Below are 18,057 nucleotides of genomic sequence, written 5' to 3' on the forward strand. Positions count from 1 at the left end.
ATGATCAGAGACGAAAAATATTACGTGGTAGAGCTGCTGGCAGCGGTTTTAAAGGATCGGCAGCCCAGGCCGCCAGCGCTTGGCTGCGATTGGGACGTGGTTTACAGGGAAGCCAGAAGGCATTCGGTGGCGGGGATGGCAGACTACGGGCTTGAAAAGCTCGCGGAGGAGGAGCAGCCCCCGCAACTTGTCAGACAGTCCTTCCGGCAGGCCAGGCTTACAGGCATTGCCAAGGAGGCCACTCAGCATGTCACTGTGACCGAGCTGCTGAAAACACTCGATGAACAGGGCATCCGGGCACTCCCCCTCAAGGGCTTTGTGCTCAAATACGCCTATCCAAGGCCGGATATGCGGCTCATGGCCGATGTGGATATCCTGGTGGACGACGCCAACACAAAGGCGGTCGGTAAAATTTTGACCAGCAGCGGCTTTTCCTGTGAGCACGAGGGCGGCAACCACGATGTCTACTACCGTAAGCCCTATATGAATCTGGAAATCCACCGGAATATCCTGCCGGAAAAATACACCTTCGGCGGCTATTTCGACCATGTCTTTAACCGGGCTGTTTTAAAGGAGGGAACCCAGTGCATTTACGCCATGACCCTAGAGGATTTCTACCTCTACATGGTCGCGCACTTGACCAAGCATTACGCCCAGGGCGGCACTGGCATTCGCTCCATCATGGACCTGTGGGTATACCGGCGCTATTACAGAGACACCGCCGACTGGCAGGCCATTGACCGAGGCCTTGAAGTCATGGGCCTGAAAACCTTTGGCGAAAACCTCATGCGCCTGGCCGGGGTCTGGTTTGACAGCCAGCCGGGCGATGCGGTCACGGATGCGATGGGCCGCTTTATTCTGGGCAACGGCACCTATGGCACCACCCAGAACATGGAGCTCTCTGCCTTTACCAAAGTCTACGATCCCCAGGCGGATTTCCAGACTGTCCAGCGCCGCTACCTCTGGCGCACGCTGTTTCCGGGTATGGACCATATGCGCCAGGTCTTTCCCTGGGTGGCGGGCAGGCCCGCGCTGCTGCCAGCCGCCTGGGTGATGCGGGGCGTGCGCGCCATGCTCAAAAGGCCAAAGCGCACCCTGCACCGTGTGCAGGCCGTGCGCAGCACCACCGAAGATGAAGTGGCCAAAGCCAAAATGTTTTACGCGCAGTCCGGCCTGCAGGAGTTAAATCATGAGAAAAAAAGTCATTTATAAAGAAGACGCAGCGGTCGAGGAGCTCATCGAGGCGCTGGAGAAACAAAAGGGCGTACATTTTACGCCCGAGCAGTGCAGCGCCTTTCATTACGGCCTCAGCCTGGGTGCGGAGGTGGAGCACTGCGCCGACCCTGTCTACGATGGCGGACAACTGCGCGAGTTGTTCGAGGCCCAGGCCGCCGGCCTCGACACCCGGCTGATGAAAAATCCAGCTTACAGCTTCGGCCAGATGCACGAGATCGCCATTGGCCTGAAGGACGGCGTAAACGCCAGCGTTTACGCCAACCCGTCCTACACAAGAGAGCACATGTCATGGATGAGACGCGCTATGAGCCGCGGCATTGACATCAAAAACTATCCCGATTTTTTTAAAAGCGCATACGCCGCCACTCGCCAGTACAAGGCCCTCTGCAATGGGCTGCCCGAGATTGGCCAGCACCGCTACAGGATAAAGGCACGCAGAGTGGTTGAAACCGAGTATGAGATCGTGGTGGAGTGCAGCGATTTTGAAAATCTGCAGGAAGCCCTTGAGGCGGTTAACGCCATGACTCTGGAAAGCGCTCAGTCAGTAAAAAATAAATTGTATGAGCAGAAGGTGCAGATCAGGGAAAGCCGGTTTTCAGACCCTGTGTGCAAATCGTCGCGCATCGAGCTTTTCATGGAAGAGAAAACAGAAAAGAGAGGCTTTTGTCCCGACAGGATTAATTGCACTGACATCTGAAAAACAGCAAGGCTATTTTTGCCCTGCTGTTCTTTTTTTGATTTTTTTAATATTTTATTTTACCTTGATATCCAGATAGCATTCATAAGCTTCTGCGCCGGTGCGTCCGTTATGAACGACCTCGCGGATGGCCTGGATCATGGCTTTGGGATCATCTGCCTGGAAGACGTTACGGCCCATATCAACGCCGTGGGCGCCGCGGCTGATAGCCTGATAAGCCATTTCAAGGGCTTCAGCTTCCGGGATTTTCTTACCGCCGGCAATGACAAGCGGAACGGGGCACGCGGCTGCGACTTCCTCGAAATTATCGCAGTAGTAGACCTTGACGATCTGAGCACCGAATTCTGCCAGCATGCGGGTTGCCAGGGAGAAATACTTGGTGGTACGCTCCATTTCCTTACCAACGGCGACAACGCCGAGAGTAGGAATGCCGTAGCGGTTGCCTGCGTCAATGGTTTTTACGATGTTATTGATGCTTTCACATTCGCCCTCTGAGCCGATGAAGGACTGGATGGCCATACAGGTGGCGTTCATGCGGATGGCGTCCTCAATATCGACACCGATGACTTCATGGCTCATGTCATCCTTTAGAACAGAGCTTCCAGCAGAGCAGCGCAGAGCAATGGCTTTTTTACAGTCTGGCGGAATACAAGTGCGTAGTGCGCCCCGGGTGCCCATGAGGACATCAGCGTAGTCCATAAGCGGTGGGATGGCCAGATCAAGGCGTTCGAGTCCTTGGGTTGGTCCCATAATATAGCCGTGGTCAAAAGCGAGCATGATGGTGTTGCCGCTTTTGGGGTCAAAGATCTGGGATAGGCGTGTTTTCATACCCCAGTCTACGTTTTCCATGCCTTTGACGTGGAAGCTTTTATTTTCTGCCGGTTGGTCAAAACCAAAATTTTTTGCGTGTTTGTTGCCGTCTTTATCTGCCATAAGTTTAATCTCCTTTATTTTGAATTAAAAAGCGGCGTTTAAAGGCCGCTTTTGTGATTTGTCGTTGCTTAACTTAAACTACTTTGTATGGGGTCTTACATGGAGCATTCCAGTATTTCAGTTCTTCTTCGTCTACACGGGCCATAAACATCTGGAAGCCTGCTGTTTCCTGTACCGTCAGAATTTCGCCGACCCAGCTAGCTTTAACATAGATATCTTTTTCTTCCAGGTATTTGTAAACCTTGCGGAAAACAATGAGAAGTTCCATTAAAGTGGAGGAGCCGCTGCCGTTGATGAATACCATCACGTCTTCGCCGGCTTTAAGATCAAGATCTGCGATTAATTCGTCTGCCATGATCACAGCGGTTTCGTCGGCAGATTTCATTGGCTGGCGTCCGCCGCCGCCCTCTCCGTGCTGTCCCATGCCAACTTCCATTTCGTCATCGCCTAAGGTAGAGATAACTTCGCCGTTTGCCGGATGGGTTGCACCCTTGGCGGCTACAGCGATGGTTGCCATGTTGTCTGCGAATTTCTGGGCAATGGCAGCTACTTCGTCTAAGGATTTGCCCTCAGCTGCGGCAGCAGCAGCAATTTTGTATACAGGCACACAGCCAACCAGTCCGCGGCGGTCATCTGCGTTGGAGCGCGGTGCGTTTGCGATATCTTCTTGAGTAACCACTTTTTTAACGTTTAAGCCTAATTTTGCAGCTTCCTTCATGGTTTTATTACCTGTGAGCATATCACCTGCATGGTTTAAAACTACGAATAAAACGCCGTGGCCTTTATCAGCCATCTTTAAAGCTTCAATACAAGCCTTGTAGCCAGGTGCTGCGAAAATGTCCCCGATAACGCAGATGTCCACCATACCTTCGCCAACAAAACCTTCGATGGCTGGTTCGTGGCCAGCGCCGCCTAAGGTTACAACGGTTACGCGGTCGGCGTCCTTTAATTTTTTGTTAACAACCAGGTTGTTGCCTGTCACTTCGATAATATCCGGGTTTGCCAGTTCCAGGCCTTCCAGTAATTCCGATACAATGTTTTCCGGCTGGTTTAAGAATTTTTTCATGGTCATTTTAGTATTTCCCCCTGTTAATTTAGATTATATTTGGTTTTTAATTTTGTTTTTTTAAAAGGATCGTATCTTTTCTGAAAAACAAAAATTCAGATTGGAGTATTTTTCAGAAAAATGCGCTTGTTCGGTTACCGCCAGTCCGCTAACGCTCCTTGCTCGCTGCCAGTTTTCTTTGAAAACTGGACCTCACTTCATCTCCATGAGTTCGAGGACGGTGCCATGCACGTCGACAAAAGCGATGTCCAAGGTCTCGTCAACAGCCATTCTTCCGTTTAAGACAGTGGCACCTTCTTCTTCAATGAACTGGTCGATGTTTGGTACTTTATAAGCGACGTGGGTTTTGTTGACAACATCTGGGTGAAGGGGAGTCCCTTCTTCAAAACGCAGATATTCAAATTTCAGGTCATTGTTGTCAGGGCCGGAGATATAAACCTTCAGGCCTTCAGCATAATCTTCAGGTAATACGGTTTCCTTTACAGGAACACCAACGTGCATGATTTCATATTTCATCTTAAATTCCTCCTAAGAACTTAATAAATTAAAACAGATTAAAGGGCGTAGCCCTCTGCCAGTCCTTCGTAAAACAGGGCAAAAGATACAGAGCCGGGATCGGTGTGGCCGATGGCGCGGTCGCCGATGTAGCGGGCGCGCCCATATTTTCCCAGCATATCTGAGGTTGCATCGGAGCCTTCGCGGGCAGCTTTGGCAGCCTGGTTAAGAACTTCCTGATTAATCTTTTCGGCGTTTCTGATCACCTCGGTGGCCGGGTAAATGGCGTCCATCATAGATTTTCCGCCGGGTTTTGCACCGGATGTATCGAAGAATTCTTCGTAGGCGCCAAGAAGGATGGTCTTAATGAAGGATTCGGTATCCTGTCTGGGATCCGCTGTGTCGGCCATTCCACAGACAAAGGAGCCAAACAGAGGAGCCGCCGAGCCGCCGCTGATGTCCTCCAGGGTATCATTAAGAGCTTCCAGCGCTTCTTTGAGGTCGGTTTCTTCATTCCAGGCATCTACTTCGGTCATCAGTGCTTTGGCGATCTTTTCCATGGTGGTTCCATGGTCGCCATCGCCGAGCTCACAGTCCAGTTTGGTTAAGTTTTCGACGTTGCTGATGATTTTATTAGCAGATGTTAATAACATGTTTTTGATTTTTAAGGTTTCTACTGACATACTCTCACCTCCGGTATCGGTTTCAACTTGGTTACAGAATAGCATCGAAATTAACATTTGTCAATCAAAAAAACGTAAAAAAATTTAAAAACTTTAAAAAATACAGTAAAAACGCAAAAAACAAGCTATTTTCTGACAAATGTAAAGTTGATTAAATTTTAAACCTTAAAAGCAATGGATTGACATTTGTTAAAAAATAGAGTATATTTTAGAAAAAACAGTTGACATTTGTAAAGGAGAGCATCATGAAAGAGAAAGAACTGATCCGCCTTATTACCGCGGCGCAAATGTATTATGAAGAGAATATGACCCAGGCGGAGATCGCGAAGTCTATGGGTATCTCGAGGCCCTCGGTAAGCAATCTGCTGAACAAGGCTCGCAGGGAGGGAATTGTTAAAATTGAGATTAAGTCTTTTGACAGCACCAGCATTGGAAAAAGCCGGGAGCTGTGCAACCGGTTTGGCTTAAAAAGCTGCCAGGTCGTGAGCTGTATGGACGATAAAAATGAAACTCAGGAACGCCTCTATGAGGCAGCTGTGGATTTTCTTCTGGAACTTCTTCCAAAAACCCGTATCCTGGGACTTGGCTGGGGGTATAATATCAGCCGTATCATTGATATTTTAGCGAACCGGGAGCTCACTGAACAGTATAGCGGAAAGGTCTGTCCTTTGATCGGGACTGCCACAGTGCCCCACAAGGGCTACCATCCCAATGAGCTGGCCACAGATTTTGCACGGAAAACTGGCTTTGAGGCGGATTTTCTGATCTCACCGGCTTTCCCGACTACGAAGCAGGAGCGGGATTTGTTTGTGACGACGGATAATTACAACAGCATTTTGGCCTTGTGGAAAAAGACAGACACAGCCTTAGTGACCCTAGGGGGATATCCCTGTGTACCAGACCACGCTACAGCCCTGCGTTTTGGGCGGCGGCTGATTACGGAGCGGGCCACTTCTAATATTCTGTCTTACTTTTTTAACTGGAAAGGCCAGCAGATTAAAGGGGAGGATGATTTTGCCATTCAGATTCCGCTGGCACCGCTTTCTAAAATTAAGAATTTTGTTGGTATTGTGCCTGTGGAAGCGAATGTAGGGTCGGCCATCGGCTGTCTGAATACGGGGTTCGCGCGTCACCTTATCATTGATGAGGAAACCGCTGAAAAAATTTTAAAAACGGACGTATAACAGGTCACTTCCAAAACACCCCTCATTCTTTTCGGGGCTGCGTCTCAGGATAAAGGAGGCAAGCTCCCGGCCGCCGATCCGGCGGGTGTCCCGGATACCGTCATAGGCGTCGGTGAGTGCCTGGAGTTCCTCTGTATACTGAGAAAGGGGCCTGCAGGGCTGTCTGGTTTTGATGGACAGGGAAATAACGCCTGCGTTAAAAAGATTGATGCTGTAGTCCACGCTTTTTTCTCCCGCAGAAAAGGCACTTTCCAGCAGAATCTCTGTCAACCGGCAGATATCCCGTTCTTTCACAAAGGAGGACATGGGGTAGAAAACCATAGGATTAAAGTCAATCCCCTTTTCCTGGGCGATGGCCTGAAAGAGGGAGATGACGCCATCCAGGGCGCAGTAGGCTGTGGCTGCCTTTTTTCTTAGGCCGCTGTATTTTTCCTTGAGGGCATGGAAATCGGAAACGGTGAAAGCGGGAGGCAAGAGCTCGGCAGAAGGAATGGAAGAAATGGTCAGGTTCATAGCGGTTCTCCTTTCTGAATGGGGATTAAAACAGCACAAAGCTGAAATAGGTGACGGTTTCGGGGCCATTATTATAGGAAAGGCCGGTTTTGCTGGCCAGATCCATGACCACGATGCCGTAGCCCTCCACAGAAGGGAATATCTGGTCGGGATAACGGCAGGGGGCATCAGGGTAGGTGCACTGGTCGCAGATGATACAGCCCTCTGTAGAGAGCACCAGCGCGCCTGGATAATGGGCTCTGAAAAGCCTGGCGGATTTTGCCGTGGCGGCCTCGTGGACCATACGTGCCCGGTGCCAGCCTCTGGAGTCGTACTGGCCCTTTAAATCGGTAACGGTTGAAAGCAAACAGACATTTTCGTAGGAACGGCATTTGGCAACACAGCTGTTGTAGCTGCCTACCGCTGGCGGGCAGGCCCAGGTGGCGCCGTAATGACCGCACTGGTTCCCCTCGCACAAAAGTCTTGTGCCCATGGAAAACAGCAGGTCGCTGGTTTTGGCAAAGGCATATTCATGAATACCGAACAGCTCACGTTTATCTTCAAGCTGGCGCTTGAGGGTCATCAGGCTCTTGATGACGGTGTCGCCTTTAAATTCTTTGGCAGGCTCTGCCTGTTTTTTTATTTCGATCAATGGGAATACCTCACCTTCATTTAGTACAATAAAAAAGCCTTCTCCGTCTCGAGAAGGCAAAAAATACGAAATCAATTAAAGAACGTATCTCTTAAATAACTCTAAATCGGAGTGTTTTAAGAAAACATTATGCCGGTCTTCTGGCTCTACAATGGCATTCCCCCAACCTTCCCATCCTGAGGACAGTGGTATATTAAGAGGACATATTGCATTACAGCTGCGATTACAGCAAAGGATTTTCACCTTTTTCCCATTTACATAATGTTTACAATATTAAGTTATCCTTATCATATCCCTTTGATTTTCTTTTGTCAAGGTTTATTCGGCCCTGAAAAGAGACTTCTTGTAAATTTGTTTTTTTATAACAATATTTTCCTCTTTAATTTAATTTTAGTTGTAAAGAAAAAAATAATAAATATCCGATAAAGGGGCGAGAACCGCCTTGATTAAACCTAAAATACGTATATTTTAATGAATTTTTCATAAAATATTAAGTAATTTCGGTTAAGGTATTGGCAAGTGCCAAAGGATATGTTAAAATATATCTAAATTGTAAATAACTTTACAATTTGGTCAAAATTATATAGGAGGGTGGTGATTAGGCATTAGCAACGAAAGCCATCGCTCAAGTGGCAAGCTTCAAATGTTTTTTAAGAAGCTTGCGCATTACGCCAAGCACTTGAGCAAAAGAGAAAAAGTCGTATTCACAGGTTTCTGTGTAGCGCTTCTTCTCGGATTCTTTTCTTCAACCTGTCTTGGTTACAAGGTAATGGTTGACGGAGAGGTTTTAGGCTATACCAAAGATGCAGCTGTGTTTACACAGAGTCTGGATCAGGTAGAGCAGGATATGCGATCGAAAACGTCGATAGAAACAGCATATGTCTACAATGATATACAGATTAAAAAGAGCATCACATTTAATAAACCAATGTTTTCAGAAGAAGAATTTACTGATGCATTGAACGCACAGGATCTTCAGGTCGGCGTTCATGGTGTACAATTGAAGGTTGACGGACAGGAAGTCGGGAACCTGGCTTCATCTGACCAGGTACAGGCCGGTATTGCAGGTGCAATTAATAAGATCGGTAATGTACAGGATTCAGATAAGCTGGTAAAATGCGACATCCAGAGCGACGTTGTAGAAACGCCTAAGAATTTTCCGCTCGAGGACTTAAACAGTCCGGACGAGTGCGCTAATCTTTTAGCAACAGGTAATACTAATCCGAGTAAGAGTGAAGAGAGTACGAACGCTCCAATCCAGGTAGCAAGCCGTGGTGGAGCCGATGTGGCAAGAGACCAAAGCAATGAGCCAGCCCAAGAGGAAGCTCCAGCAGCTGAAGGTACCGTTGAAAATAATAGTAATGAGAATGTAGAAAACCAGAATAATGAGACTGAGACAAGCTCCAGTATCTTAAAGATTAATCTGACTAAAACATCAACTAAAAAAGAAGACATACCTTTCCAGACCGTTGAGCAGGAAGATCCAAATATATATGTTGATCAAACTGTAGTTACACAGCAAGGTGTGGACGGAGAACTTGATAAGGAAGTCGAAACCGTCTATGAAGACGGCAAGGTTATGAGTGAAACAACCTTATCCGAAACAGTTGCAAAAGAGCCAGTGGCTCAGATTGTTTCAAAGGGAACGAAGCAGTACCCAACCATGTCTTCAAAGAAAGGCAATTTTATTTTACCGGCAGTCGGTAATATTTCCGCTTTAGATAAGCCAGGAAGCCACGCAGGCTGCTTTGCAGTGGATATCGCGAACTCAATGGGTACGCCGATCTACGCACCGCAGAGTGGTACAGTCATCCGGGCAAGTGAATTTGGCGGTTACGGATTATGCGTTGACATTATGATGGACGATGGAAAAACCGTCCTGAGAATGGGTCATAACTCCGAATTTAAGGTAAGCGTTGGTGACCGGGTCGAAAAAGGCCAAGTCGTAGCGTTAATGGGCAGCACTGGTAATTCAACCGGACCGCACTCCCATTTTGAAATCCGCATTAACGACGTTCAGCAATTTTTACCAGATTATTTTGACATCAAGGACGGCGACAACGTCTGATGTCATGATCGAAAAAATTTAGTATATGCATATCACTGATAAAAAAGAACCAAATCGCGTGTTTGGTTCTTTTTTATTTTTTGAAAACAACCTCGGGCGTCGGTCCGGCTGCCAGCGTTTCTGGTTTGTTGACTTTTATACCCGGGCGTGGTAGGCTTAAACAGTCAAATTCAGTCATTGCTAATCATATTTAAGAGAAAAACAAGGGTTTTTTTGAATTGTTTTGAAGTTTTTTGAATGATTATGCTTGACATTGACTGAAGATGGTGATAATATACAGTTGCGGAGGTCAAAAAGATGTTAACAGAGGAAAGATTTAACATTATTTTAAAAACCGTGGAGAGCAAAAAAGCAGTGACAGTGCAGGAACTGACTGAGCTGCTTGGAAGCTCAGAATCAACGGTGCGGCGGGACTTAACCGCCCTGCACGAGATGGGCCTTATCAATAAGGTTCATGGAGGCGCTACAGCCGTTGATAACAGCTATACGACAAGTGAAGATGATGTGGCTTACAAACATGGCCAGTACAGTGAGGAAAAAAAGCGTATCGGCAAGTACGCGGCTTCGCTCATTAAAAAAAGTGACTTTGTTTTTATTGATGCGGGAACAACTACAGAGGCTCTCATTGATTATATCAGTGAAAAGGAGGCGACTTACGTGACCGATGGACTCGGACACGCAAATAAACTCCTTAAAAAGGGGTATAAAGTATTTATTCCAGGTGGACACCTTCGGGTTTCAACTGAAGCCATGGTGGGCGAGGAAACAGTGGAAGCCCTCAGAAAATACAATTTTACCCTTGGCTTTTTTGGAACCAATGGCATCAGCCCCACGGCAGGGTACACTACGCCGGATGTTCATGAGGCCCTGGTTAAGAAGGAAGCCTTTGAAAACTGCCGGGACGCTTACGTTTTGAGTGACCCTTCAAAATTTAATAAAATTTCTTCCGTTACCTTTGGCAGCATTGGTAACGCGACGATCATCACCACAGATTTGCAGGATCATAAATACCTGAAATTCACAGAGATAATGGAGGTAGATAAAAATGATCTACACAGTGACCTTTAATCCATCCTTGGACTACATTGTAAAGGTCGATAATTTTAAGACCGGTCAGGTAAACCGAACCGCTTCAGAGCGGCTGTTCCCGGGCGGCAAGGGTATCAATGTTTCCATTGTGCTTAAAAACCTCGGATTTGACAACGTGGCCCTGGGCTTTATCGCTGGTTTTACCGGAAGAGAAATTGAGAAGCGTGTCCGGGACTTTGGATGCAGTTCCGATTTTATTGAAATCGACAACGGTCTGTCCCGAATCAACGTCAAGCTTAAGTCCCAGGAGGAGAGTGAGATCAACGGCCGCGGGCCTCAGATTTCTGAGGAAGCTCTTGAAAAGCTCTTTGCTCAGCTGGACCGGCTGAAGGCAGGTGATGTGCTGGCGCTGGCCGGCAGTATCCCCAGTTCCATGCCGTCAGATACGTATGAGCGTATCATGGCGCGCCTTGAAAACCGGGGGATTGACATTGTGGTGGACGCCACTAAGGATCTGTTGAAAAAGGTCTTAAAATATCATCCGTTTTTAATTAAGCCCAACAATCATGAGCTTGGCGATATGTTTGGGGTTACCCTTAAAAAAAACGATGATGAGATTATTTTATATGGAAAAAAGCTCCAGGAAATGGGTGCGCGCAACGTGCTTGTTTCCATGGCGGGCGACGGAGCCATCTTTTTGAACGAGGATGGCAGTGTGCATAAAAGCGCAGCACCCAGCGGCGAGGTTAAAAATTCCGTGGGTGCGGGCGATTCTATGGTGGCAGGCTTTCTGGCAGGCTACCTGGAATCTGGCGATCGGACAGCCGCCTTTAAGATGGGCGTAGCTGCCGGAAGCGCCAGTGCCTTCTCGGAAGAGCTGGCAACCAGACAAGAGGTCGCAGACCTTTTAAATAAAATCTAATTCCAGGGGGAAAAGAAATGCGAATTACAGATTTGCTGAAAAAAGAAGGCATTGACCTTCAGGGAAAATCTGCATCCAAGAGCGAGACCATTGATAATCTGGTCGATCTCATGGACGCGACCGGAAACCTTAACGACAAGGAAGGCTACAAAAAAGCCGTTGTTGCCAGAGAGGAACAGGGAACAACCGGAATCGGCGAAGGGATCGCCATCCCGCATGGCAAGACAAGCGCTGTGAAGGAAGCCGGACTGGCGGTCATGGTGAGCAAGGAAGGCACCGACTATGAATCCATGGACGGACAGCCCGCCCACCTGCTCTTTGCCATTGCTGTGCCGGACAACTCCGATGATATACATCTCGAGCTTTTAAGCCGCTTATCCATGATGCTCATGGATGAGGACTTCAGACAAAAGCTTATAGATGCCAGAGATAAGGATGAATTCCTGAAGCTTATTGACCAAAAAGAAACTGAAAAATTTGGCGAAGAAGACGCTAAAAAAGAAAAGGAAAATATGGCAGAAAAAGCTGTGGAAAAGGTAGAAACAGAGGAAGCCAAAGTGCGGGAAGCGGCTGCTGAGGTAGACACTGGATATCCGAAGGTATTGGCGGTTACTGCCTGCCCAACCGGGATTGCTCATACCTACATGGCTGCTGAAGCCCTGGAGGGTAAAGCCAAGGACATGGGCGTCAGTATCAAGGTTGAAACAGACGGCTCCGGCGGGGTCAAGAATGAACTGACCCGAGCTGAAATCGCTAATGCCGACGCCATTATCGTGGCAGCGGATAAAAATGTGCCCATGGCTCGTTTTGACGGCAAGCCGGTCATACAGACAAAGGTGGCCGACGGCATCCATAAGCCTGAGGAGCTGATCAGCCATGCGCTGGAGGGCAGAGCCCCTATTTACCATGCGGACAGCAAGGAAGAAAATACTGCTGACAGCGGCGAAAAGCAGAGCATTGGCCGCAAGATCTACAAAGATTTAATGAATGGCGTTTCCCATATGCTGCCTTTTGTTATCGGCGGCGGTATCCTGATCGCCCTGGCCTTCCTCTTTGACGATTACGCCATCGACCCAGCCAACTTTGGGATGAACACCCCCTTCGCGGCATTCTTAAAGACCATCGGTGGCGCGGCTTTTGGTTTCATGCTCCCGATTCTGGCAGGCTATATTGCCATGAGCATCGCGGACCGTCCGGGCCTGGCCGTTGGTTTTGTAGGCGGCTACATCGCCAGCCAGGGCTATATCCTGGGCATGGTGGACGGCACCATGACCATTACCACTGGCGGGACCTCCGGTTTCCTTGGCGCGCTGGTCGCAGGCTTCCTGGCCGGTTATCTGGTGCTGGGACTGCGGAAGCTGTTTGATAAATTGCCCGATGCCCTGGAAGGAATCAAGCCAACGCTTCTGTATCCTTTCTTTGGCCTCCTGATCATGGGCGCGCTGATGGTGTTCATCATCAACCCGCCAGTCGCAGCGCTGAATACAGCCATGACCAACGGCTTAAACAGCATGGGCGAAAGCTCCAAGGTTATCCTTGGTATTATTCTGGGCGGTATGATGGCCATTGACATGGGCGGCCCATTCAATAAAGCGGCCTATGTATTTGGTACGGCAGCCATCAGCTCTGGACAGTATGACATCATGGCGGCGGTTATGATCGGCGGCATGGTGCCCCCAATTGCCATTGCCCTGTGTGCTACTTTCTTTAAGAACCGCTTTACACAGAAGGAACGTCAGTCAGCCCTTACCAACTATATTATGGGGCTGTGCTTTATCACAGAAGGGGCGATCCCCTTCGCGGCAGCAGACCCTATCCGCGTTATTCCATCCTGTGTTGTGGGCTCGGCGGTGGCCGGCGGCCTCTCAATGCTCTTTGGCTGTACATTGATGGCGCCCCACGGCGGTGTGTTTGTATTCCCGGTTGTGGGCAACCCGCTGTTCTATGTTGTATCGCTGTTGATCGGCTCCGTTGTCGGCATGATTTTGCTGGCAATTTTGAAAAAACCATTAAAGAAAGAAGCGGCATAATCATTTTATAGCAATATTTATGCCAGATTAGTATAAATATAAAAATTTTTAGAAAATAGACAAGATTTGCTATGCAAGTTTGGGTAAAAATGTTAATATAATACTAGAAATTTTTATAGTCCAAAGGAGAACTTAAAATGAAAGAATTTAATTACACAATTACGGACCCAGCAGGTATTCACGCAAGACCAGCAGGCTTACTTGTTAAAAAAACCCAGCCATACGCATCTGAAATCAGTCTTGTGAAGGATGGCAAAACCGGTAATGGTAAGAGCATGTTAAGCGTTATGGGTTTAGGTGCTAAAAACGGTGAAACCATCACTGTACAGGCAGACGGTCCTGACGAAGATACCGCTATTGTTGAATTAGAAGCATTCTTTAAAGAAAACCTCTAAATCGCTCCCTCTATTAAATTAAAATATATTTGGAAAGCGGCGCCGTTTTTAATCATCACGGTGCCGTTTCCCTTTTTTTGAAAAATATCCTTGAGTTTTGAGTGAAAATCAGTTAAGATAAAAGCAGTCAACCAAATAGGGTGTGCCTTTTCAATGAAAAGAAGACTGCCAAAAACAGACGTGCTGAGGGCGCGCCTGTTTTTGGCTTTTTTTGTGCACCAAATTTACAGGGAGGACCACAAATGTATATCATGATTGACAATTACGATTCCTTTGTTTATAATCTCGATGCTTATTTTAAAGAGCTGGGACAGGAGATAGAGGTAATCCGCAATGATGCGGTAGACATTCATGCACTGCTTGAACGTGGGGATATTCAGGGAATCATTATTTCTCCGGGTCCCAAAAATCCGGAGGACTGCGGTAAATCTGCCGAAGTCGTGCGCGCTTTTACCGGCAGAGTGCCGATTCTGGGGGTCTGCCTGGGGCACCAGATTATCGGCCATGTTTTTGGAGCAGTGGTGAAAAAAGGTGAAAGACCCATGCACGGCAAGATAACGCCAGTATTTCATAAAGGCAGAAACCTGTTTGAGGGGCTCAGGCAGGAGATGCCTGTCACCCGTTACCACTCACTGGTGGTGGCTGAAAACAGCCTGCCGGAGATTCTGCTCATTGACGCGCGGTCTGAGGACGGCGCAATCATGGCGCTTTCCCACAGGAATTACCCGGTTTACGGTATCCAGTTCCATCCCGAGGCAGTGTTGACTGAAGCGGGGCATGCGGTGTTGAGCAATTTTATTCGGTTATGTGAGGAGTGGTGGAGTCAAAATGAAAACACAGATTGTCGAATGGCCTCTTAAGTATGGCGCAGCTGAGCTTTTTGACCTTTACTGCAGCCTTCCCGGCGCTGTTTTACTGGATTCCTCCCTGGTCAATGAAATGGGGCGTTTCTCCATGATCGGGCTGAATCCCTATAAAACTCTAGAAGTAAAGGACGGCTCTCTGTTTGTGGACGGCAGTCCGTCTGAAGGCAGCCTGGAGGAAGTTCTGGGCGCGTATATGGCAGCGCATTATGAAAAGAACGATACCGTACTGCCTATGATTTCGGGCGCTATTGGCTACTTTACCTATGACTATGGCCGGTGCTTTGAGCGGATAAAGACCCGCCATGCCAGGGGTCAGGAGATTCCGGACTGTATTTTAAATTTTTATGACAATCTCATCATTGAGGACCGGCATGAAAAAAGGCTGTACCTGACAGCCAGCGGTATGCTGGCAGAGCCTGAAGTAGCTCTGGACACATTAAAAAGCGAAATTACTGCCTTTAGGCCCGGTAAAGAGACTGGAAAATGGGAAGAATACCCCGTGAAAATTGCCTCGGATTTTGAGAAAGAGGCTTATAAAAAAGCCATTGACCGGATGATCGACTATATTGTGGAAGGTGATATTTATATCGCGAATATGACCAGGCGTATTATGGCCTACAGCGGGAAGCCTCCCTACGCCATGTTTAAAAGCCTGCGTGAGAATAATCCTTCACCCTTTGGCGGCTATTTTAACTATGGGGATTTTCAGATCATTAGTGCCTCGCCAGAACGATTTCTGCACATGAAAAACGGTCTGGTAGAAACACGGCCTATCAAGGGCACACGCCGCCGGGGCGAAACGCCGGAAGAGGACGCGGTTCTGAAAAAGGAGCTTCAGGAATCCGGGAAGGATAAGAGCGAGCTGCTTATGATCGTTGATTTGGAGCGCAATGATCTCAACCGGGTCTGTGAGCCGGGGAGCGTAAAGGTCACCAGCCTGTTTGACGTGGAAACTTACGCAACAGTCTTTCACCTGGTTTCCAATATTGTCGGAAAAATGCAAAGCGGCCTGACAGCCCCTGACCTGCTGCGCGCCGCTTTCCCTGGCGGGTCGATTACCGGAGCACCTAAAATACGAGCCATGGAAATTATCGACGAGCTGGAGCAAAGCCGCAGGGGGCTGTATACGGGTTCCATGGGCTATCTTGGTTTGGATGGGAGCTGTGATCTGAACATTGTGATCCGCACCGCGCTTTACCAGAACGGCTGCTACACTCTGGGCGTGGGCGGCGGTATTACCTGCGAGTCGGATCTGGAATTTGAGTATGAGGAAACAGAGCAAAAGGCCAGGGCGCTTCTGGAGGCCATGCGATGAGCGCGCAGGAGCTGATTTTGGACGATGGCTTCTGTTTTGGACTGGGAGCCTTTGAAACCATCGCGGTAATGTACGGGCAGCCTGTGTTTTTAGAGCCACATCTGAAACGGTTAAGAGAAGCTTTGGATTTTTTTGGAATACCAGACCCTGTGACCGCGGAATGGGTGGACGAAATTCTAAAAAAACATTGCGTGAAGAACGGGGTGCTCAAGATTATGGTTTCCCAGGAGAATTGTCTGTGGTCCTGCCGGGAAAACCCTTATACCCCGGCGGATTATGAGCGTGGCTTTGTGCTGAGAACCAGTCCGGTGCGGCGCAATGAAACCTCGCCTTTGACATGGCACAAGACGCTCTGCTATGGGGAAAACGTTCTTGAAAAAAGACGGGCGGCTGCCCAGGGCTTTGATGAGCCAGTATTTTTAAACAGCAGAGGTCAGCTGACAGAGGGAGCGGTAACCAATCTTTTTTTTGTAAAAAAAGGGCGGCTGATTACGCCCTCTCTGTCCTGCGGTCTGCTGCCGGGTACAGTCCGAAATTACCTGATTAACCGCTACGATGTGGAAGAAAGAGTGATTTTTCCGGAGGAGATTGGTGAGTTTGATGAAGCCTTTGTCACAAACGCTCTGATGGGGATGCTGCCTGTCCGTCAGCTCGACGACATCGCCTATGGTGAAAAAAGTGTCTGGGAGGCAGTCTGGAGAGATTATCATGATCTTTTGCGGCAGGCGCTTGATTGGCCAGTGGCGTGAAGCGGTATAATGAAGAAGCCCCAGATTTTATTCTGAGGCTTTTTTGTGCGGCAGCAGGGTATGAAAGGAATCTTTGGCGGCGTCCAGGAGCTTCGAAATGGCTTCGGTCATCATTTTTTTTGTTTCGGGGTCGGTATTTTCAAGGGTCTGCTTGATGGCACGGGCATTTTTCAGGGAAAAGTGCGCCAGATCACTGACGGTCTGAGCCTGTGTCACAGACAGGATGTCATAAAAGGTATCGATAAACTGTTCGCGCTCCTCAGGAGACATGTCATCGACCCACACCTTGACGGTTTCGTCCATAAAACGGCAGCCGGCAGTCACCGATTCCAGACAGACGAAATCAGGTCCCAGAATTTCCCAGGAGTAGGGGTCATGCTGGGCAATGCCAATCTGTTTGCTGTGTACCACGGTGTAGTCCTCCGCGTGCTCAAGGAGCATGCCCACAATGGAGGTCTGAGGCACGAAGGTACAAATGCGGCCGCTTACCGCCTGATAGGATGAGATTTCCAGTACCTCGGCGGGAAAGCCGGGACCGTCGTTGCTGTAAATCGCCTCAATACGATTGAGGTAAGCCCCGCAGTGAATGCCGGCATATACTGCCAGGTTACCGCCCTTCGAGTGACCACCCACACGCAGGCGAATGGCGCCAAGGCTCCCGGCAGCATGCTTCAGATATTCGGCGGCTTCAGTCTGGGAGGGAACACAGGTTTTAAAGCTCATGTTAAAGTCTTCTTTCCAGCCGACAAGGGTGTTGTCTGTGCCCCGATAGGCAATGAAGGCCAGTCCGTCACCGGTCAGAATGGTGAGCCCACAAAACTGCTTTTCCAGAATGGGGTCCAGCTGGTCATCGTAAAGGCAAAGCCCCATATCTGAAAAACGGCGGCTTTGCGCCAGTTTCCTTAAAAGGTGTCCATCCTCATCCACCCGCAGGCGCAGCTTCTGTTCCTCCTCAGGCAGTGCCGAAAAGCGGGCAAAGGCCTTGGTAATACTGACAGCCACGGTGCTGTTTGGAACAATGCCCTCGAAGCGGATATAGGAAATACAGCTGAGAATCAGATTATCTACCGCGTTAAAGGGAGACTGGTCCAGGGTGAGATCTCCTCGCCAGTCAAGGTAATCAAAAATATTGGACATGATAAAGTCCTCCTGTTATGTAAGCCTTGCCATTAGAATAGCTCAAAAGGAGGGAAAAGACAAGAAGATATTTTGTCAAAAGTGATTCAAAGTCGCCTTTTATTAGCT

18 protein-coding genes, 1 pseudogene and 1 riboswitch are annotated in these 18,057 nt (G+C 48.5%); of the genes and pseudogenes, 12 read left to right on the plus strand and 7 right to left on the minus strand.

All coding sequences use genetic code 11. The features are described from left to right. Together BUC22_RS05955 and BUC22_RS05960 are read left to right on the plus strand one after the other, a co-directional pair. Positions 1 to 1,212, plus strand: coding sequence for a nucleotidyltransferase domain-containing protein (locus BUC22_RS05955; protein WP_013379384.1), 1,212 nt, complete (start codon positions 1 to 3; stop codon positions 1,210 to 1,212). Then, the gene (locus BUC22_RS05960; protein ID WP_013379385.1) at positions 1,190 to 1,933 is read left to right on the plus strand and encodes a hypothetical protein; all 744 of its coding nucleotides are present in this window, start codon (positions 1,190 to 1,192) and stop codon (positions 1,931 to 1,933) included. Before BUC22_RS05955 ends, BUC22_RS05960 begins: the two co-directional genes overlap by 23 nt. A gap of 54 nt (positions 1,934 to 1,987) precedes the next feature. Here BUC22_RS05960 and lsrF read toward each other — a convergent pair whose 3' ends face one another. From lsrF to BUC22_RS05980, 4 genes are all read right to left on the minus strand, one after another. After that, positions 1,988 to 2,866, minus strand: coding sequence for a 3-hydroxy-5-phosphonooxypentane-2,4-dione thiolase (lsrF, locus tag BUC22_RS05965; protein ID WP_013379386.1), 879 nt, complete (start codon positions 2,864 to 2,866; stop codon positions 1,988 to 1,990). 73 nt (positions 2,867 to 2,939) lie between these two features. After that, positions 2,940 to 3,938, minus strand: coding sequence for a dihydroxyacetone kinase subunit DhaK (locus BUC22_RS05970; protein WP_013379387.1), 999 nt, complete (start codon positions 3,936 to 3,938; stop codon positions 2,940 to 2,942). A 186-nt stretch (positions 3,939 to 4,124) separates the two neighbouring features. Beyond that, on the minus strand, positions 4,125 to 4,448 hold the full coding sequence (locus BUC22_RS05975) for a hypothetical protein (RefSeq protein WP_013379388.1): 324 nt from the start codon (positions 4,446 to 4,448) through the stop codon (positions 4,125 to 4,127). Positions 4,449 to 4,486: 38 nt separating this feature from the next. Continuing rightward, complete coding sequence (locus BUC22_RS05980; RefSeq protein ID WP_013379389.1) at positions 4,487 to 5,110, minus strand: dihydroxyacetone kinase subunit L; 624 nt, start codon at positions 5,108 to 5,110, stop codon at positions 4,487 to 4,489. A 245-nt stretch (positions 5,111 to 5,355) separates the two neighbouring features. Between BUC22_RS05980 and BUC22_RS05985 the strand changes: the two genes are divergently transcribed. Continuing rightward, on the plus strand, positions 5,356 to 6,294 hold the full coding sequence (locus tag BUC22_RS05985; RefSeq protein ID WP_013379390.1) for a sugar-binding transcriptional regulator: 939 nt from the start codon (positions 5,356 to 5,358) through the stop codon (positions 6,292 to 6,294). Here BUC22_RS05985 and BUC22_RS05990 read toward each other — a convergent pair. Both BUC22_RS05990 and BUC22_RS05995 read right to left on the minus strand, forming a co-directional pair. Then, positions 6,277 to 6,807 (minus strand): ATP-binding protein, encoded by a 531-nt coding sequence (locus tag BUC22_RS05990; RefSeq protein ID WP_013379391.1) that lies wholly within the window; start codon positions 6,805 to 6,807, stop codon positions 6,277 to 6,279. The two genes, BUC22_RS05985 and BUC22_RS05990, sit on opposite strands and share 18 nt — an antisense overlap. A 25-nt stretch (positions 6,808 to 6,832) precedes the next feature. After that, positions 6,833 to 7,438 carry a DUF2284 domain-containing protein gene (locus BUC22_RS05995; protein WP_013379392.1) on the minus strand — a complete coding sequence of 202 codons (606 nt, stop codon included), beginning with the start codon at positions 7,436 to 7,438 and terminating at the stop codon, positions 6,833 to 6,835. Between the two features lie 113 nt (positions 7,439 to 7,551). Further along, positions 7,552 to 7,715: riboswitch (cobalamin riboswitch) on the minus strand. A 366-nt stretch (positions 7,716 to 8,081) separates the two neighbouring features. Between BUC22_RS05995 and BUC22_RS06000 the strand changes: the two genes are divergently transcribed. The 9 genes and pseudogenes from BUC22_RS06000 (at position 8,082) to BUC22_RS06035 (ending at position 16,812) form a co-directional block, all read left to right on the plus strand. Continuing rightward, the gene (locus BUC22_RS06000; RefSeq protein ID WP_073382593.1) at positions 8,082 to 9,506 is read left to right on the plus strand and encodes a peptidoglycan DD-metalloendopeptidase family protein; all 1,425 of its coding nucleotides are present in this window, start codon (positions 8,082 to 8,084) and stop codon (positions 9,504 to 9,506) included. 291 nt (positions 9,507 to 9,797) lie between these two features. Beyond that, positions 9,798 to 9,971, plus strand: a pseudogene (locus tag BUC22_RS22665) (DeoR family transcriptional regulator); the annotation flags it as partial. 39 nt (positions 9,972 to 10,010) lie between these two features. Further along, positions 10,011 to 10,574 carry a DeoR/GlpR family DNA-binding transcription regulator gene (locus BUC22_RS06005; protein WP_437341561.1) on the plus strand — a complete coding sequence of 188 codons (564 nt, stop codon included), beginning with the start codon at positions 10,011 to 10,013 and terminating at the stop codon, positions 10,572 to 10,574. Continuing rightward, positions 10,552 to 11,457, plus strand: coding sequence for a 1-phosphofructokinase (pfkB, locus tag BUC22_RS06010; RefSeq protein ID WP_013379397.1), 906 nt, complete (start codon positions 10,552 to 10,554; stop codon positions 11,455 to 11,457). The genes BUC22_RS06005 and pfkB overlap by 23 nt, the downstream gene beginning before the upstream one ends. A 17-nt stretch (positions 11,458 to 11,474) precedes the next feature. Next, positions 11,475 to 13,487 carry a PTS fructose transporter subunit IIABC gene (locus BUC22_RS06015; RefSeq protein WP_013379398.1) on the plus strand — a complete coding sequence of 671 codons (2,013 nt, stop codon included), beginning with the start codon at positions 11,475 to 11,477 and terminating at the stop codon, positions 13,485 to 13,487. 137 nt (positions 13,488 to 13,624) lie between these two features. Beyond that, positions 13,625 to 13,882, plus strand: coding sequence for an HPr family phosphocarrier protein (locus tag BUC22_RS06020; protein ID WP_013379399.1), 258 nt, complete (start codon positions 13,625 to 13,627; stop codon positions 13,880 to 13,882). A gap of 242 nt (positions 13,883 to 14,124) precedes the next feature. Next, positions 14,125 to 14,742: an anthranilate synthase component II gene (locus BUC22_RS06025; protein ID WP_013379401.1), complete on the plus strand. Its 618-nt coding sequence runs from the start codon at positions 14,125 to 14,127 to the stop codon at positions 14,740 to 14,742. Then, a complete protein-coding gene (gene pabB / locus BUC22_RS06030; RefSeq protein ID WP_013379402.1) occupies positions 14,711 to 16,063 on the plus strand; it encodes an aminodeoxychorismate synthase component I in 1,353 nt (450 codons plus the stop codon). Before BUC22_RS06025 ends, pabB begins: the two co-directional genes overlap by 32 nt. Continuing rightward, the gene (locus BUC22_RS06035) at positions 16,060 to 16,812 is read left to right on the plus strand and encodes an aminotransferase class IV (RefSeq protein ID WP_013379403.1); all 753 of its coding nucleotides are present in this window, start codon (positions 16,060 to 16,062) and stop codon (positions 16,810 to 16,812) included. The genes pabB and BUC22_RS06035 overlap by 4 nt, the downstream gene beginning before the upstream one ends. A 27-nt stretch (positions 16,813 to 16,839) precedes the next feature. Here BUC22_RS06035 and BUC22_RS06040 read toward each other — a convergent pair whose 3' ends face one another. Next, positions 16,840 to 17,949: an Mbeg1-like protein gene (locus tag BUC22_RS06040; protein ID WP_013379404.1), complete on the minus strand. Its 1,110-nt coding sequence runs from the start codon at positions 17,947 to 17,949 to the stop codon at positions 16,840 to 16,842. Positions 17,950 to 18,057 lie beyond the last annotated feature (108 nt).

The organism is Eubacterium callanderi, assembly GCF_900142645.1.
Classification (GTDB): domain Bacteria; phylum Bacillota; class Clostridia; order Eubacteriales; family Eubacteriaceae; genus Eubacterium; species Eubacterium callanderi.

Coding starts and splice junctions, on each gene's coding strand:
- BUC22_RS05955 (WP_013379384.1), top strand. CDS start 1: ATGATCAGAGACGAAAAATATTACGTGGTAGAGCTGCTGGCAGCGGTT.
- BUC22_RS05960 (WP_013379385.1), top strand. CDS start 1,190: ATGAGAAAAAAAGTCATTTATAAAGAAGACGCAGCGGTCGAGGAGCTC.
- lsrF (WP_013379386.1), bottom strand. CDS start 2,866: ATGGCAGATAAAGACGGCAACAAACACGCAAAAAATTTTGGTTTTGAC.
- BUC22_RS05970 (WP_013379387.1), bottom strand. CDS start 3,938: ATGACCATGAAAAAATTCTTAAACCAGCCGGAAAACATTGTATCGGAA.
- BUC22_RS05975 (WP_013379388.1), bottom strand. CDS start 4,448: ATGAAATATGAAATCATGCACGTTGGTGTTCCTGTAAAGGAAACCGTA.
- BUC22_RS05980 (WP_013379389.1), bottom strand. CDS start 5,110: ATGTCAGTAGAAACCTTAAAAATCAAAAACATGTTATTAACATCTGCT.
- BUC22_RS05985 (WP_013379390.1), top strand. CDS start 5,356: ATGAAAGAGAAAGAACTGATCCGCCTTATTACCGCGGCGCAAATGTAT.
- BUC22_RS05990 (WP_013379391.1), bottom strand. CDS start 6,807: ATGAACCTGACCATTTCTTCCATTCCTTCTGCCGAGCTCTTGCCTCCC.
- BUC22_RS06000 (WP_073382593.1), top strand. CDS start 8,082: ATGTTTTTTAAGAAGCTTGCGCATTACGCCAAGCACTTGAGCAAAAGA.
- pfkB (WP_013379397.1), top strand. CDS start 10,552: ATGATCTACACAGTGACCTTTAATCCATCCTTGGACTACATTGTAAAG.
- BUC22_RS06015 (WP_013379398.1), top strand. CDS start 11,475: ATGCGAATTACAGATTTGCTGAAAAAAGAAGGCATTGACCTTCAGGGA.
- BUC22_RS06020 (WP_013379399.1), top strand. CDS start 13,625: ATGAAAGAATTTAATTACACAATTACGGACCCAGCAGGTATTCACGCA.
- BUC22_RS06025 (WP_013379401.1), top strand. CDS start 14,125: ATGTATATCATGATTGACAATTACGATTCCTTTGTTTATAATCTCGAT.
- pabB (WP_013379402.1), top strand. CDS start 14,711: ATGAAAACACAGATTGTCGAATGGCCTCTTAAGTATGGCGCAGCTGAG.
- BUC22_RS06035 (WP_013379403.1), top strand. CDS start 16,060: ATGAGCGCGCAGGAGCTGATTTTGGACGATGGCTTCTGTTTTGGACTG.
- BUC22_RS06040 (WP_013379404.1), bottom strand. CDS start 17,949: ATGTCCAATATTTTTGATTACCTTGACTGGCGAGGAGATCTCACCCTG.